This window comes from Massilia sp. LXY-6 (assembly GCF_051233485.1).
In the GTDB taxonomy this organism is placed as follows: domain Bacteria; phylum Pseudomonadota; class Gammaproteobacteria; order Burkholderiales; family Burkholderiaceae_D; genus Telluria.
In genome coordinates this window covers 1-14,634 of sequence record NZ_JBKFGF010000056.1, presented here as the reverse complement: position 1 = coordinate 14,634, position 14,634 = coordinate 1, and the positions used below count along the sequence as shown (strand labels likewise).

The window sequence follows — 14,634 nt, the reverse complement described above, 5'->3', positions numbered from 1 at the left end:
GATTACACTACGGCGAATAAGAGAGCGATTGTTCACACCATGAAAAAAATAAATCAGAAGAAGCAGGCCGCGGTCCAGTACACCATCGTGCCGAAGGACCTGGCGGGCCACCTGTTCAACGTCAGCGTCACGGTGGCGCTACCCGCCGCCGAAGGCCAGGTGTTCGCGCTGCCGGCCTGGATCCCGGGCAGCTACATGATCCGAGAATTCGCGCGCAACATCGTTCGCATCCGCGCCGAGTCGGGTGGCCAGCCGGTCGAACTGGCCAAGCTCGACAAGCACACCTGGCGCGCGGCCCCGGTTGCCGGTCCGCTGACCCTGCACTACGAGGTGTATGCCTGGGACCTGTCGGTGCGCGCCGCCCACTTGGACCAGAGCCACGGCTTCTTCAACGGCACCAGCGTGTTCCTGCGCGTGCTCGGCCAGGACGCGGCGCCGCACCAGGTCGACATCCAGCGCCCCGGCGACCCGGCGGCAGCCGGCTGGCGCGTGGCGACCTCGCTGCCCGAACTGGGCGCCAAACGCTACGGCTTCGGGACCTATCTCGCCGCCGACTACGACGAACTGATCGACCATCCGGTGGAAATGGGGGACTTCGCGCTCGCGAGCTTCCATGCCCACGGCATCCAGCACGACATCGTGGTCACCGGGCGCGTGCCCAACCTGGACATGGAGCGCCTGCGGCAGGACCTGAAAGCCATCTGCGAAACCCAGATCGCCTTCTTCGAGCCGAAGACCAAGAAGGCGCCGATCGAGCGCTACGTGTTCCTGACCATGGCGGTCGGCGACGGCTACGGCGGCCTGGAACACCGCGCCTCGACGGCCCTGATCTGCTCACGCGTCGACCTGCCGAGCACCGCCGCGCCAAAGACGGCCGAACGCAGCGAGGGTTACGTGACCTTCCTGGGCCTGTGCAGCCATGAGTACTTCCACACCTGGAACGTCAAGCGGATCAAGCCGGCCGTGTTCGCGCCCTACGACCTGCAGGCCGAGAGCTACACCCCGCTGCTGTGGCTGTTCGAAGGCTTCACCAGCTACTACGACGACCTGATGCTGGTGCGCAGCGGCATCATCAGCGAGGGGACTTATTTCAAGCTGCTCGGCAAGACCGTCGGCAGCGTCCTGCGCGGCAGCGGCCGCACCAAGCAGAGCGTGGCCGAATCGAGCTTCGACGCCTGGACCAAATACTACCGTCAGGACGAGAACGCGCCGAACGCCATCATCAGTTATTACACCAAAGGTTCGCTGGTCGGCCTGGCCTTCGACCTGACGATCCGCGCCAAGACCGGCGGCGCGGCATCGCTGGACGACGTGATGCGCGCGCTGTGGGAACGCTACGGTCGCGATTTCTATGCCGGCGCTTCCGGCGATGGCCGCGGCGTAACGGAGAAGGACGTGGAAGCGCTGTTCGACGAAGTCAGCGGCCTGCGCCTGAAATCCCTGTTCGACCGCTACGTGCGCGGCACCGAGGATATTCCGCTGGCGAAACTGTACGCTCCCTTCGGCATCAAGCTCGTCGATGAGCGCAAGAACGCCAAGCCTTCGCTGAACATCGGCGTCGGCCGCGACCCGCTGGGCGCCAAGCTGAACCAGGTGCACGAAGGCGGCGCGGCGCACCAGGCCGGCCTGTCGGCGGGCGACATCGTGATCGCGCTCGATGGCCTGCGCGTGAACGGCGCCCCATCCAATTTGGACCAATTGCTGGCGCGCTACCGCGTCGGCGACACCGTTCCCGTGCACGCCTTCCGCCGCGACGAGCTGATGCGCTTCGAGCTGACCCTGCAGGGCTGCGTCGCGCCGGTCGTCACCATCGGCGTGGCGCCGGGCACGCGCAAGACGGCAACGGTCAAGCGGCCCAGCGCGAGTTAATCCGCCGTCTGCGGTCCGGCCAGGCTGCGCAGCTGGAAGCGGTAGTCCTTGTCGAACAGGAAAGTTTCAGAAAAGGTCAGCGAACCGGTGCGCAAGGCCAGCCGCTGCGGCCGCGGCAGGGGTGTGCTGCGCCGCATCGAGGCCAGCGCGACCTCGGACGCATCCGGGTCGCGCGAGCGCTGCACCGCGACGTCCTGCAAGCCGCCGTTTTCATCCACCGTAATCTCGAGCACGACGATGGCCGGCAGCATCGGCGGCAGCTTGCCGCTGAAGGTCCGGTCGGGATTGTGCTGCACCACGTGCTGGGCGACCTGGGTCTTGTAGTCGTCGAGGCCGGCGGGCGCCGGTTTCGATGCGGGGGCGGGAGAGAAGGGGTGAACGATCCGCTCGGCAACGTGTTCGATCGAGGAGCCGACGGTGGTCGCCACCGTCGTCACGCTCGAACATCCGCTCAAGCCTGCCAATAACATCGGAGTGAAGACCAGGTTCGTGCGGATAGTCGTTTTCATGACCGGAATCTCCAAAAACCTGCTGCGCGGTGCATTGCCGGCCCGCTTTTCCCGACCGGCACTGCCGCTGCTCGCGACGGTTTTTCGAGATTCCTTCTAGTCGAATAAACGTCGCAGTTCCGTGCCGGGATCGGGCGCGCGCATGAAGGCTTCGCCCACCAGGAAGGCATGCACGTTGGCATCGCGCATGCGCTTGACGTCGGCCGGCGCCAGGATCCCCGACTCGGTGACCACCAGGCGCTCCGCCGGAATATTCTGCAGCAGGCCGATGGTGGTGTCCAGCGTGACCTCAAAGGTGCGCAGGTTGCGGTTGTTAATGCCCAGCAGCCTCGTGTTGAGGCGCAGCGCAGCATTCAACTCGTCGCCGTCATGTACTTCGACCAGCACATCCATGCCGAGTTCCTGGGCGCAGGCTTCGAGTTCCGCCATCAGGCCGTGGTCCAGGGCCGCGACGATCAGCAGGATCGCGTCGGCGCCCATCGCGCGCGCTTCGTACACCTGGTACAGGTCGACCATGAAATCCTTGCGGATCACCGGCAGTTCGCAGGCGGCGCGCGCCTGCTTCAGGTAGTCCGCGGAACCCTGAAAGAATTGCGCATCGGTCAGCACCGACAGGCAGGAGGCGCCGCCCTTCGCATAGCTTTCGGCGATGGCGGCCGGCTGGAAGTCGGGACGCAGCACGCCCTTCGACGGCGAGGCTTTCTTCACTTCGGCGATCACGCCGGCACGTCCCGCCTCAATATTGCGGCGCAGGCTTGCTTCGAAGCCGCGCAGCTTGGCGCGCAGTTCGCTGTCGCCCTCGACTTCGCGGCGCAGGCTGTACAGGTCGCGGTGTTTTTTGGCGGCGGCGACTTCGTCGGCCTTTACTGCCAGGATCTTGTTCAGGATGTCGGACATAGAAAAACCTTCAGGATTGCTTCGACAGCGCCAGTTTGACGCCGAGCCAGACGAACAGGCCGCCGGTGAAGCGCTTGAGCCACAGCGAGAGAAAGGGAGCGAGCTGGATGCGCGCGCTCGCCCGGGCTGTGAACAGCGCCAGCGCGTTACACCAGAGCATGCCGTTGATGTTGAAAATGCAGCCGAGGACGATGAAGGCCAGGGCCTTGTTCGGCGCGGAGGCAGCGATGAATTGCGGCACGAAGGCCAGGAAGAACAGTGCCACCTTCGGGTTCAGCACATTCGTGAGGAAGCCCTGGGCGAAGATCTTCCGGTAGGGCAGGCGCGGCAGGGCCGGGGCCACCGTCGTATTTTCATGCTTCCTGCTGCGCAGCAGGCCGACCGCCATCCACAGGATATAGGCTGCGCCGACCAGCTTGACCGCAGTGAATGCGGCGGCGGAGGTCGCCAGCACCGCGGACAGGCCCAGTGCGGCGGCGAGGATGTGCACGCAGGTGCCGGCGCCGATGCCGCCAGCTGCAGCGCTGCCGGCGCGCCAGCCCTGGGTGGCGCTGCGGGTCATGATCAGGAGCGAGTCGGGACCGGGCAGGATGTTGAGCAGCAGCCCGGACAGGATGAAGACGGGCAGGTCGTGGATTCCCAGGAACTGTGCCGGCATTTCAGTTTGCCATCAGTTGCTGATACTCAGTTGGCGCGTCACGCTGACGAACTGGTCGAGCTTGGCCAGCGCCGCGCCCGAGGCGATGGCGCTGCGCGCTTTCTGCAGGCCTTCCTCGATCGAGGATGCCACCCCGGCCGCGTACAGCGCGGTGCCGGCGTTCAGCGCCACGATGTCGTGCGCCGGACCCGGTTCGCCGCGCAGCGCTTCCAGCACGCGCGCCTGCGACTCGGCCGCGTTCGCGACCTTCAGGTTGCGGCTGGCGATCATCTGCAGGCCGAAGTCTTCCGGGTGGATTTCGTATTCGCGGATCTCGCCGTTGACGAGTTCACCGACCATGGTGCCGGCGCCCAGCGAGACTTCATCCATGTTGTCGCGCCCCCAGACCACCACCGCGTGCTCGGCGCCGAGGCGCTGCAGCACGCGCACCTGGATGCCGACCAGGTCGGGGTGGAACACGCCCATCAGGATGTTCGGCGCGCCGGCCGGATTGGTCAGCGGCCCCAGGATGTTGAAGATGCTGCGCACGCCGAGTTCGCGGCGCACCGGCGCCACGTTCTTCATCGCCGCATGGTGGTTCGGCGCGAACATGAAGCCGATGCCGGTCTGCGCGATCGACTGGGCGATCTGTTCGGGCTTCAGGTCGATCTCGGCGCCCAGCGCTTCGATCAGGTCGGCGCTGCCGCTCGACGAGGACACGCTGCGCCCGCCGTGCTTGGCCACGCGCGCGCCGGCGGCGGCGGCCACGAACATCGAGGCCGTCGAGATATTGAAGGTATGCGCGCCGTCGCCACCGGTGCCGACGATGTCGAGCAGCTTGGTGGTGTCGGCCATCGGCACCTTGGTCGAGAACTCGCGCATGACCTGGGCGGCGGCGGTGATCTCGCCGATGGTTTCCTTCTTCACGCGCAGGCCCACGGTGATTGCCGCGACCATGGTCGGGGAGATCTCGCCCGACATGATCTGCCGGAACAGGTGCAGCATTTCGTCGTGGAAGATTTCGCGGTGTTCGATACAGCGCAGGAGCGCTTCTTGCGGGGTGATCATGGCGGGTCCAGTTCTCTTCGAACGTCGTCCCCGCGAAAGGCGGGGACCCAAGTTTGTCGATATGCCGAGAAACTTGGATTCCCGCCTTCGCGGGAATGACGGTTTTAACGTTCCAGGAAATTCTTCAGCATCGCATGTCCGTGCTCGGACAGGATCGATTCGGGGTGGAACTGCACGCCCTCGATGTCGAACTCCTTGTGGCGCACGCCCATGATTTCGCCGTCGTCGGTCCATGCCGTCACTTCCAGGCAGGACGGCAGCGAGGCGCGTTCGATTGCCAGCGAGTGGTAGCGGATCACGGTAAAGGGGCTAGGGAGACCCTTGAACACGCCCTCGCCAGTGTGGGCGATCTTCGAGGTCTTGCCGTGCATGACCTGCTTGGCGCGGATGATCTTGCCGCCGAAGGCTTCGCCGATCGCCTGGTGGCCCAGGCATACGCCCAGGATCGGCTTTTTACCCTTGAATTCCTTCAGCACATCGACCGACACGCCGGCATCCTTCGGGCTCTTCGGGCCGGGCGAGATGCAGATACGGTCCGGGTTCATGTCGGCGATCTGGGCCAAGGTGATCTCGTCGTTGCGCACGGTGCGCACATCCTCGCCCAGCTCGCCGAAGTACTGGACGATGTTGTAGGTGAACGAGTCGTAGTTGTCGATCATGAGCAGCATGTCAGATCTCCCCATCCAGTCCGTCTTGCACTTGCTCGGCCGCGCGCAGCACGGCGCGTGCCTTGTTTTCCGTTTCCAGCCATTCCATCTCGGGGATGGAATCGGCCACGATGCCTGCCGCCGCCTGCACGTACAGGTTGCCGTCCTTGATCACGCCGGTGCGGATCGCGATCGCCACGTCCATCTCGCCCCCAAAACTCAGGTAACCGCAGGCGCCGCCGTAGATGCCGCGCTTGACCGGCTCGAGCTCGTCGATCACTTCCATCGCCCGTACCTTCGGCGCACCGGTCAGGGTGCCGGCCGGGAAGGTGGCGCGCAGCACGTCCAGGTTCGACATGCCTTCTTTCAGTTCGCCCTCGACGTTGGAGACGATGTGCTGCACGTGCGAGTATTTTTCGATGACCATCTGATCGGTGACTTTCACGGTGCCGGTCTTGGCGATGCGGCCGATGTCGTTACGCGCCAGGTCGATCAGCATCACGTGTTCGGCGACCTCCTTCGGGTCGTTCAGCAGCTCGTGGGCCAGCTCGGCGTCGCGTTCCGGCGTCGAACCGCGCGGGCGGGTGCCGGCGATCGGACGCAGCGTGACCTTGCGGCCGCCTTCCGGTTCTTGCTCGTTGCGGACCAAAATCTCGGGCGAGGAACCGACGATCTGCATGTCGCCGAAGTTGTAGTAGTACATGTACGGCGACGGGTTCAGCGAACGCAGCGCGCGGTACAGCGAGAGCGGCGAATCCACGTAGGGCTTGCGGATGCGCTGGCCGATCTGCACCTGCATCAGGTCGCCGGCCATCACGTATTCCTTGGCCACCGCCACCGCCTTCAGGTAGTCCTCCTTGCTGAAGTCGCGCACCGCTTCGGTACGGACCGAGGACGAGGTCACGGGCGCGTCGACGCTCCGGCGCAGCATCACGCGCAGGTCCTTCAGGCGCTGCTTCGCCCTGGCATAGGCTTCCGGCTGGGACGGGTCGGCGTAGACGATCAGGTAGAGCTTGCCCGACAGGTTGTCGATCACGGCCAGCTCTTCGGTCTGCATCAGCTGGATGTCCGGCAGGCCCAGCTCGTCCTTCGGCGCCTTGCCCGCCAGCTTCTTCTCGATGTGGCGTACGGTGTCGTAGCCGAAGTAGCCGGCCAGGCCGCCGCAGAAGCGCGGCATTCCCGGACGCAGCGCGACCTTGAAGCGCTGCTGGTACTGTTCGATGAACTCCAGCGGGTTGCCTTCGTGCGTTTCGACGATTTCGCCATTCTTTTCGATGGTGATGCCGTTGCCGTCCGGCGTCGCGCGCAGGATGGTCTTCGCCGGCAGGCCGATGAAGGAATAGCGGCCGAAGCGCTCGCCGCCGACCACCGACTCCAGCAGGAAGGTGTTCCTGCCGGCGTCCTGACTCTGCGCCAGTTTCAGGTACAGCGTGAGCGGGGTTTCGAGATCGGCAAAGGCTTCCGCGATCAGCGGGATGCGGTTGTAGCCTTGCGTGGCCAGCGATTTGAATTCGAGTTCGGTCATGCTTTTCTCCGGGCCGGCCGAAAGAGGGAGGTCGGGCGGCGTTTTCTTCAAAAAACCTGCAGGTGCGCGCATGGATATGAACATGCACCTGCAGCAATCAACGGGGGTTTAGTTAGCCCAGGATTGCCAGCGTCGCCACAGCCAGGCCTCAAGGGCGCCGGTTTGGTTGACGGTGTGTTTTTTGGTGAAAAACATGTATAGATATTTTAGTTTGACGTGCTGTTGTGGACAGATATCAGCTTCGCTGCATCGAGCAGCGAATCAACTATACCATCGGAATTAATAGTTTGCACAGGCATTCCGTGGTTATAACCATATGGCACCGTGAGCACGAAACAACCGGCGGCCCGGGCAGCCTCGGCGTCATTACTCGAGTCGCCGATTGCCACCACCGCGTCCGGCGCCAGTTCGAAGTCGCGGCAGACCTGCTGCAGCGGCAGCGGATCGGGCTTCTTCTTCGGCAGCGAATCGCCGCCGTAGACCAGCTCGAACCACGGCGCCAGGCCCTTCCTCTCCAGCAGCGGTAGCGTAAAGGCGATCGGCTTGTTGGTGACGCAGGCCAGGCGCAGGCCCAGCTCCTTCAGCGCGCGCAGGCCTTCGATCACGTCGGGGAACAAGGTGGCGCGCTCGCCGTTGATGGCCAGGTAGTGCCGCTGGTAGGCGGCCATGGCCTGGTCGAACACGGCGTCGATGCGTTCAGCCGAATAGTCCAGCGCCAGCACGTCGCGGATCAGCTTTTCCGAGCCCTTGCCGACCATCGGTTCGATGGTGGCCTGGTCGATCGGTGCAAGGTCGAACTCCGCGCGCATGCCGTTCAGCGCCAGTTCGAAGTCGGGCACCGTGTGCAGCATGGTGCCGTCGAGGTCGATGATGGCGGCCCGGATGGCCGCTGCGCCGGCCCGCATTATTGCGCCTTGACGCCGGCCAGCTCGGCGCGCATGGCGTCGATTACGGCCTTGTAGTCCGGCTTGCCGAAGATGGCGGAACCGGCGACGAAGGTGTCGGCGCCGGCGGCGGCCACCGCGGCGATGTTGTCGGCTTTGATGCCGCCGTCGACTTCCAGCATGATGTCGCGGCCGGATTCATCGATCAGGCGGCGCGCTTGGGCGACCTTCTTCAGCGCTTCCGGAATGAAGGACTGGCCGCCGAAGCCCGGGTTGACCGACATGATCAGGATGATGTCGATCTTGTCCATCACGTGGTCGAGGTAGTGCAGCGGGGTCCCCGGGTTGAACACCAGGCCGGCCTTGCAGCCGTTATCGCGGATCAGCTGGAGCGAGCGGTCGATGTGCTCCGACGCTTCCGGGTGGAAGGTGATGATGTTGGCGCCGGCCTTGGCGAAGTCGGGGATGATGCGGTCGACCGGCTTGACCATCAGGTGTACGTCGATCGGCACCTGCACGTGCGGACGGATGGCCTGGCACACCATCGGGCCGATGGTCAGGTTCGGGACATAATGATTGTCCATCACGTCGAAGTGGATGATGTCGGCGCCGGCGGCAACGACGTTCTTCACTTCCTCGCCCAGGCGGGCAAAATCGGCGGACAGGATGCTGGGAGCGATGCGGTAGGTGGTCATGGCGGTCTGCAAGTCTGCAATTCTAAAAGACCGCTATTGTACGACGCCGCGCTTTTCGCCAGCGTTGTATGATGGCGGCTTAGAAAAAAGGAAAGCCATGGCCGTCTACGATTTCGCGATCAATGTCAGGACCCAATACCTGCCGGAACAATCCAAGCCGGAGCGAACACTGCACGTATTTACCTACACGATCACGATCAAGAATACCGGCTCCGTGCCGGCCCAGCTGATCTCGCGCCACTGGACGATTACCGACGGCAACGGCAAGACGCAGGAAGTGCGCGGCCTGGGCGTGGTCGGCCACCAGCCGCTGCTCAAGCCGGGCGAGGAATTCGAATACACCAGCGGCACCCAGCTCGAAACGCTCCAGGGCTCGATGGTCGGCGAATACTTCTTCGTGGCCGAGGACGGTCATCGCTTCGAAGTGAACATCCCCGAATTCGTGCTGTCGCTGCCACACGCCCTGCACTGATCACTTGCGTCCGGAAAACATCGTCCACCAGACGATGAAGATCAGCAGCAGCAGCGCCGCACCCGCTTCCAATACCAGTATCCACATACCGATTCCTTATGTATTCGACACGCCGAAGTGTACCCGCCCGCAGCGTCGCCGGGTTGGTTTCCATCGCCGCTTTCCTGGCCGCCTGCACGACCGCGCCTCCGCAACCGGCGCCGCAACCGAAACCTCAGCCGAAGCCGAAGCCGGTCCCGCAGCCGCAGCCGCCGGTGAGGATGCCGCCGCCGGGTGTGCCGGTGCCGTCGACGCCGCCACAAGCGGCCGCGCCGCTGTTCACGCCGGTCGCCTTCGAGATGCTGCCGGGCTGGCAGCAGGACGACCTGCGCCAGGCCTGGCCGGCCTTCCTGGCGTCCTGCCGGGCGTTGGGGAAGAAGCCGGACTGGAAGGCTCCCTGCGACACCGCGAAGCTGGTCGATGCCGGCGACGGCGTGGCGATCCGCCAATTCTTCGAGGCGTACTTCGTGCCCAACCTGGTGCGCGCGGCCGATGGCGCCGACACCGGCCTGATCACCGGCTACTACGAACCGATGCTGCACGGTTCGCGCACGCGCGGCGGCAATTACCAGACCCCGCTCTACAAAGTGCCGGACGACCTCGTCACCGTCGACCTGGCCGGCGTGTACCCGACCCTGAAAGGCATGCGCCTGCGCGGCCGGCTGGTCGGCAAGACCGTGGTGCCCTACGGTAGCCGCGCCGAGATCGAGCGCGCGCGGCTGCCCGGCAAGGAGCTGGTGTGGGTCGACGACCCGGTCGAGGCATTCTTCCTCGAGGTGCAGGGTTCGGGCCGGGTGCAGCTCGACGATTCCGGCGACGTGGTGCGGATCGCCTACGCCGACCAGAACGGCCATCCGTACAAGGCGATCGGGCGCTGGCTGGTCGAGCAGGGCGAGCTGACGGCCGGCGAGGCCTCGGCCCAGGGTATCAAGGCATGGGTCGCCGCGCATCCGGAGCGCCGCCAGGAACTCTTCAACGTCAATCCGAGCTATATCTTTTTCCGCGAAGAGCGCCTGCCGGATCCGAACGTCGGCCCGAAGGGGGCGCTGGGCGTGCCACTGACGCCGAGCCGCTCGGTGGCGATCGACCCGTCCTTCCTGCCGCTGGGCGCGCCGATCTTCCTGTCCACCACCGAACCGGCCAGCGAGGTGCCGGTGCAGCGTCTGGTGATGGGGCAGGATACCGGCGGTGCCATCCGCGGCGCCGTGCGCGCCGACTTTTTCTTCGGCTTCGGCGGCCAGGCGGCCGAGAATGCCGGGCGTATGAAGCAGCGCGGCCAGCTGTGGGTGCTGCTGCCGAAGCCGGCCATGGTGCAGGCGTCGCGCTGACCGGGCGGCGCTTTTAAAGCGCCTCAGGCCTTGATGCGGTGCAGGCGGGTGCCGAATAAAGTACCCGCCGTCAGTAGCAGGGCGCCCGCCGCCACGATACCGAGGCCGCCGCGCACGCCGATCCGTTCCGCCAGCAGTCCGGCCCCGGCCGCACCCACCGGCGCCATCGCCACCGTCATGAAGCGCATCGTCGAGGTCATCCTGCCGAGCAGGGCGTCCGGTGTGACGCGCTGGCGCAGGGCAAGGTAGGGCAGGAAGAACAGCGTGGCGCCGCAGTCCAGCCAGAACACCACCACCGCATACGCGGCCGCGCTGGCGGCAGGGCTGCCGAACAGGTCGCGCGGGATGGCCGGCATCAGCACGAAGCCGATGCTCGATGCGCAAAGCCCGATCGCGACCGTGCCGCCGGCGCCGAAGCGCTTCGTCAGGGGCTTGAGCAGCACCGAGCTGGCCAGCACGCCGGCCCCGCCCAGCATCTGGGCCGTCCCCATCATCCCCGGCGACATCCCCAGCACGCGGGTGGCGAACAGCACATACAGCGCCATGTAGCCATAGAACAGCAGGTGCCAGCAGGCCGAGGTCCAGGCCAGCAGGCGCAGCACCGGGTGGCGCCAGACGAAGGCCAGGCCGGCCAGCATGTCGCGCAGCACATGCGATTCGGGCGCAATCGGCTGCGGCTCGCGCGCTTTGACGCGCCGCAGGTTCCAGATCGAGACCGTGAAACCCGCCACGTTGCAAAGGATGGCGAAGGGCGCGCCCAGCGCTTGCACCAGCACGCCCGCCAGGCCCGGGCCCAGCAGGCGCGAGGCCGATTCGGTGGCCGCGAACTTCGATTGCGCATCGATCAGGCCGTCGCGCCCGACCAGGAAGGTCACGAAGATCTGCTCGGCGCCGCCGCCCACCACATAGCCGGTGCCGAGCACGAACTCGACCGCGTACAGCCAGTGGATGGTGAGCCAGCCCTGCCACCAGGCGATCGGCACGCTGGCCAGGCTCAGCGCCACCATCGCATCGCTGCACAGCATGATGGGCAGGCGCCGGCTGCGGTCGAGCAGGACGCCGACCGGCAAGCCAAACAACAGGAAGGGCAGGGAACCGAGCGCCGCCAGGGTGCCCATCTGGGCCGGGGTGGCATGCAGCAGCAGGGCCGCGCAGATGGGCAGGGCCAGCAGCGTGACCTGGGCCCCGAAGTTGGTCAGGACGCTGCTGAACCAGAAGCGGCGGAAATCGGTGTTGCGCAGTTGCGGATCGCTGCCCAGTTTGCGGAAGAAGCTGATCATCCTTGTCATTTATGCCATCGCAGGCGCTACAATCGGAGGGTTATCTTATATGAGGGGTGTCCCATGGAATATTCTGACCTGTTGATCGAGCAACATGGCAAGCTTGCCGTGATCCGCCTGAACCGCCCGAAGGCGATGAATGCCCTGAACGACAATATGATGAACGAACTGGGCGACGCACTGTACAAGTTCGACGCCGACCCGGCCGTCAACGTCATCATCCTGACCGGCAGCGAGAAAGTGTTCGCGGCGGGCGCCGACATCGCCGCCATGGCGAACTACACCTATGCCGACACCTATCCCGGCAATTACATCGGCCGCAACTGGGAGCACATCCTGAACGTGCGCAAGCCGGTGATCGGCGTCGTCTCCGGCTATGCGCTGGGTGGCGGCTGCGAGCTGGCGATGATGTGCGACTTCCTGATCGCGGCCGACAACGCGAAATTCGGCCAGCCGGAGATCAAGGTCGGCGTGACCCCGGGTGCCGGCGGTACCCAGCGCCTGCCGCGCGCGATCGGCAAGTCGAAGGCGATGGACATGCTGCTGACCTGCCGGATGATCGACGCGGCCGAGGCCGAGCGTACCGGTCTGGTCTCGCGCGTGGTCCCGGCGGACAAGGTAATGGAAGAGGCGCTGGCGGTGGCGAACACCATCGCCGCGATGCCGGTATCGGTGGCTATGCAGATCAAGGATTCCGTCAACCGCGCCTTCGAGACCACGCTGACCGAAGGCGTGCGCTACGAGCGCCGCTATTTCCACGCCGGCTTCGGGACGCCGGCGCAGAAAGAAGGCATGACGGCGTTCCTGGAGAAGCGCAAGCCGAACTTCGAAGGCATGTAGGCATCATGCGGGGAATCGTCCTCGCAGGAGGCCTGGTGCTTGCGTTCGCGGCGGCGGCGATGTTCGGCTGCGCCTCCTTGCCCCGGCTGGTGTCGCGTACGGCCTCGATGGCCTTTCCCGATACGGCCGGTACGAGGCTCGGCACAGCCATCGTTCCGCTGGCGGAGGCCCATCCGGGGCTGTCGGGCGTGTATCCGCTGGCTGCTGGCCGTGACGCCTTTGCGGCGCGGGCACTGCTGGCGCATCGCGCCGAGCGCAGCCTCGACCTCCAGTACTATATTTGGCGCAAGGACATCACCGGTACGCTGCTGCTGGACGCCGTGCGCAGCGCCGCGGCACGCGGGGTGCGTGTGCGCCTGCTGCTGGACGATAACAACACCGCCGGACTCGATCCCGTGCTGGTGGAGCTGGACCGCGATCCGAACATCGAGGTTCGCCTGTTCAACCCTTTCGCGCTACGCGCCTGGCGCAGCTTCGGCTACCTGACCGATTTTTCGCGCCTCAACCGCCGGATGCACAACAAGTCCTTCACTGCCGACAACCAGGTAACGATCGTCGGCGGCCGCAATATCGGCGACGAATACTTCGGCGCGGCAGGCGACGTGATGTTCGTCGACCTCGACGTGATGGCCGTCGGCCCGGCCGTGCAGGCCGTCTCGCACGAGTTCGACCGCTACTGGAACAGCCAGTCGGCCTATCCGATCTCGGTCCTGGTCGGGGCCTCGGATGCCAAGGCGGGCGGGATTCTTGCGCAGGAAGTGCAGGCATTGCGCGGGCAAGCGACGGCCCGGGCTTACCTGGAGGCGATCCGTACGCTGCCGTTCGTCGAACAGTTGGTGCAGCGCCAGTTGCCGCTCGAGTGGGCGGACACCCGCCTGATCAGCGACGACCCCGCCAAGGTGCTCGGCGCTTCGCAGCCGCAGTCCGGCGTGGCGCCCAATCTCCCCGCCTTACTGGGAGAGCCGCAGCGTGAAGTCGACCTGGTTTCTCCGTATTTCGTTCCTGGTGCGAAAACGACACGTACCCTGGGCGCGTTGGCAAGCCAGGGCGTGAAGGTGAGGGTACTCACCAATTCCCTGGAAGCGACCGACGTCGCCGCAGTGCATGCCGGCTACGCCAAGCGGCGGCGCGAACTGCTGGAATCCGGCGTATCGCTCTACGAGCTGCGCCGCGCGAGCGCTGCGGCGGGATCACCGGGGCGGGCAGGGATGGGCGGCAGCTCGGGCGCCAGCCTGCATGCGAAAACCATCGGCGTCGATGGGCGCCGCATCTTCGTCGGCTCCTTCAACCTCGATCCCCGCTCGATCGCGTTGAACACAGAGATGGGCTTCGTCATCGATAGTTCCTTGCTGGCACACGAACTGGAAAGCCGCCTGACACGGGTAATGCCGAGCGAAGCCTATAAGGTGAGACTGGAGCCGGACGGCAAGCTGGTTTGGCTGGAGCGGCGCGAGGGAGAGGTGCTGCGCCACGAAACCGAGCCGGGCACGAGCATATGGAAGCGGGCCGGCGTCCGTATCCTGTCCTGGTTGCCTATCGATTGGCTGCTGTGACAAAAAACGACGGACCCGCTTGCCGACTTACCCGCCGGTTTGCTATAGTTCGCGTCCTGCTTCTGCAGCGCACAAATTGCTTACAAAAATGAGTGCGCAACGTAGAAACGGATGAGTTGACGAGTTAAGCGAAACACGGCATAATCTCACTTCTCTGCTGCTGACGAACACAACGATTCGCAAGTGCAGCAAGGCAGTACCGAATAAGTTCTTTAACAATCAACAGTCGATAAGTGTGGGCGTTTGATGAAGTGCCAGCAGCCGCGAAAGCGGTTGCTGAATGCTTAAATTATCAAATGTTCACAAAAAGTATAACGTTGCTCAGCAATGAGTAACGGTCAGTATTTTGAGTGAGCGAAATCGATCCAGTGGATCGATTTCGAGCTGGAAA

General features: G+C 64.8%; 14 protein-coding genes. 5 read left to right on the top strand and 9 right to left on the bottom strand.

Translation table 11 applies throughout. The annotated features are described in order from the left end of the window. Positions 1 to 39: 39 nt before the first annotated feature. A complete protein-coding gene (locus tag ACI48D_RS22335) occupies positions 40 to 1,869 on the top strand; it encodes a M61 family metallopeptidase (RefSeq protein WP_435573438.1) in 1,830 nt (609 codons plus the stop codon). Here ACI48D_RS22335 and ACI48D_RS22330 read toward each other — a convergent pair. The 8 genes from ACI48D_RS22330 to rpe all read right to left on the bottom strand — a co-directional run bounded on the left by ACI48D_RS22330 (position 1,866) and on the right by rpe (position 8,731). Then, complete coding sequence (locus ACI48D_RS22330) at positions 1,866 to 2,378, bottom strand: energy transducer TonB (protein WP_435573437.1); 513 nt, start codon at positions 2,376 to 2,378, stop codon at positions 1,866 to 1,868. The two genes, ACI48D_RS22335 and ACI48D_RS22330, sit on opposite strands and share 4 nt — an antisense overlap. 96 nt (positions 2,379 to 2,474) lie before the next feature. Beyond that, complete coding sequence (trpC, locus tag ACI48D_RS22325; RefSeq protein ID WP_435573436.1) at positions 2,475 to 3,275, bottom strand: indole-3-glycerol phosphate synthase TrpC; 801 nt, start codon at positions 3,273 to 3,275, stop codon at positions 2,475 to 2,477. A gap of 10 nt (positions 3,276 to 3,285) precedes the next feature. Continuing rightward, on the bottom strand, positions 3,286 to 3,933 hold the full coding sequence (locus ACI48D_RS22320) for a LysE family translocator (RefSeq protein ID WP_435573435.1): 648 nt from the start codon (positions 3,931 to 3,933) through the stop codon (positions 3,286 to 3,288). 12 nt (positions 3,934 to 3,945) lie between these two features. Next, on the bottom strand, positions 3,946 to 4,980 hold the full coding sequence (gene trpD, locus ACI48D_RS22315; protein ID WP_435573434.1) for an anthranilate phosphoribosyltransferase: 1,035 nt from the start codon (positions 4,978 to 4,980) through the stop codon (positions 3,946 to 3,948). A gap of 104 nt (positions 4,981 to 5,084) precedes the next feature. Then, positions 5,085 to 5,648 carry an anthranilate synthase component II gene (locus ACI48D_RS22310; protein WP_435573433.1) on the bottom strand — a complete coding sequence of 188 codons (564 nt, stop codon included), beginning with the start codon at positions 5,646 to 5,648 and terminating at the stop codon, positions 5,085 to 5,087. 1 nt (position 5,649) lies between these two features. After that, complete coding sequence (gene trpE, locus ACI48D_RS22305) at positions 5,650 to 7,152, bottom strand: anthranilate synthase component I (RefSeq protein WP_435573432.1); 1,503 nt, start codon at positions 7,150 to 7,152, stop codon at positions 5,650 to 5,652. Between the two features lie 206 nt (positions 7,153 to 7,358). Continuing rightward, on the bottom strand, positions 7,359 to 8,057 hold the full coding sequence (locus tag ACI48D_RS22300; protein WP_435573431.1) for a phosphoglycolate phosphatase: 699 nt from the start codon (positions 8,055 to 8,057) through the stop codon (positions 7,359 to 7,361). Next, a complete protein-coding gene (rpe, locus tag ACI48D_RS22295) occupies positions 8,057 to 8,731 on the bottom strand; it encodes a ribulose-phosphate 3-epimerase (RefSeq protein ID WP_435573430.1) in 675 nt (224 codons plus the stop codon). Before rpe ends, ACI48D_RS22300 begins: the two co-directional genes overlap by 1 nt. 97 nt (positions 8,732 to 8,828) lie before the next feature. Here rpe and apaG point away from each other — a divergent pair, with 97 nt between their 5' ends. Both apaG and mltA read left to right on the top strand, forming a co-directional pair. Next, positions 8,829 to 9,203: a Co2+/Mg2+ efflux protein ApaG gene (gene apaG / locus ACI48D_RS22290; protein WP_435573429.1), complete on the top strand. Its 375-nt coding sequence runs from the start codon at positions 8,829 to 8,831 to the stop codon at positions 9,201 to 9,203. Between the two features lie 98 nt (positions 9,204 to 9,301). Continuing rightward, on the top strand, positions 9,302 to 10,570 hold the full coding sequence (mltA, locus tag ACI48D_RS22285) for a murein transglycosylase A (protein WP_435573428.1): 1,269 nt from the start codon (positions 9,302 to 9,304) through the stop codon (positions 10,568 to 10,570). A 23-nt stretch (positions 10,571 to 10,593) separates the two neighbouring features. Here mltA and ACI48D_RS22280 read toward each other — a convergent pair whose 3' ends face one another. Beyond that, positions 10,594 to 11,859 carry an MFS transporter gene (locus ACI48D_RS22280; protein ID WP_435573427.1) on the bottom strand — a complete coding sequence of 422 codons (1,266 nt, stop codon included), beginning with the start codon at positions 11,857 to 11,859 and terminating at the stop codon, positions 10,594 to 10,596. A gap of 54 nt (positions 11,860 to 11,913) precedes the next feature. On the opposite strand from ACI48D_RS22280, the gene ACI48D_RS22275 reads away from it, so the two are divergent. Then, positions 11,914 to 12,690 (top strand): enoyl-CoA hydratase, encoded by a 777-nt coding sequence (locus ACI48D_RS22275; RefSeq protein ID WP_435573426.1) that lies wholly within the window; start codon positions 11,914 to 11,916, stop codon positions 12,688 to 12,690. A 5-nt stretch (positions 12,691 to 12,695) separates the two neighbouring features. After that, positions 12,696 to 14,243, top strand: a complete 1,548-nt coding sequence (locus tag ACI48D_RS22270) for a phospholipase D family protein (RefSeq protein WP_435573425.1) — start codon at positions 12,696 to 12,698, stop codon at positions 14,241 to 14,243. Positions 14,244 to 14,634 lie beyond the last annotated feature (391 nt).

Coding starts and splice junctions, on each gene's coding strand:
- ACI48D_RS22335 (WP_435573438.1), top strand. CDS start 40: ATGAAAAAAATAAATCAGAAGAAGCAGGCCGCGGTCCAGTACACCATC.
- ACI48D_RS22330 (WP_435573437.1), bottom strand. CDS start 2,378: ATGAAAACGACTATCCGCACGAACCTGGTCTTCACTCCGATGTTATTG.
- trpC (WP_435573436.1), bottom strand. CDS start 3,275: ATGTCCGACATCCTGAACAAGATCCTGGCAGTAAAGGCCGACGAAGTC.
- ACI48D_RS22320 (WP_435573435.1), bottom strand. CDS start 3,933: ATGCCGGCACAGTTCCTGGGAATCCACGACCTGCCCGTCTTCATCCTG.
- trpD (WP_435573434.1), bottom strand. CDS start 4,980: ATGATCACCCCGCAAGAAGCGCTCCTGCGCTGTATCGAACACCGCGAA.
- ACI48D_RS22310 (WP_435573433.1), bottom strand. CDS start 5,648: ATGCTGCTCATGATCGACAACTACGACTCGTTCACCTACAACATCGTC.
- trpE (WP_435573432.1), bottom strand. CDS start 7,152: ATGACCGAACTCGAATTCAAATCGCTGGCCACGCAAGGCTACAACCGC.
- ACI48D_RS22300 (WP_435573431.1), bottom strand. CDS start 8,057: ATGCGGGCCGGCGCAGCGGCCATCCGGGCCGCCATCATCGACCTCGAC.
- rpe (WP_435573430.1), bottom strand. CDS start 8,731: ATGACCACCTACCGCATCGCTCCCAGCATCCTGTCCGCCGATTTTGCC.
- apaG (WP_435573429.1), top strand. CDS start 8,829: ATGGCCGTCTACGATTTCGCGATCAATGTCAGGACCCAATACCTGCCG.
- mltA (WP_435573428.1), top strand. CDS start 9,302: ATGTATTCGACACGCCGAAGTGTACCCGCCCGCAGCGTCGCCGGGTTG.
- ACI48D_RS22280 (WP_435573427.1), bottom strand. CDS start 11,859: ATGACAAGGATGATCAGCTTCTTCCGCAAACTGGGCAGCGATCCGCAA.
- ACI48D_RS22275 (WP_435573426.1), top strand. CDS start 11,914: ATGGAATATTCTGACCTGTTGATCGAGCAACATGGCAAGCTTGCCGTG.
- ACI48D_RS22270 (WP_435573425.1), top strand. CDS start 12,696: ATGCGGGGAATCGTCCTCGCAGGAGGCCTGGTGCTTGCGTTCGCGGCG.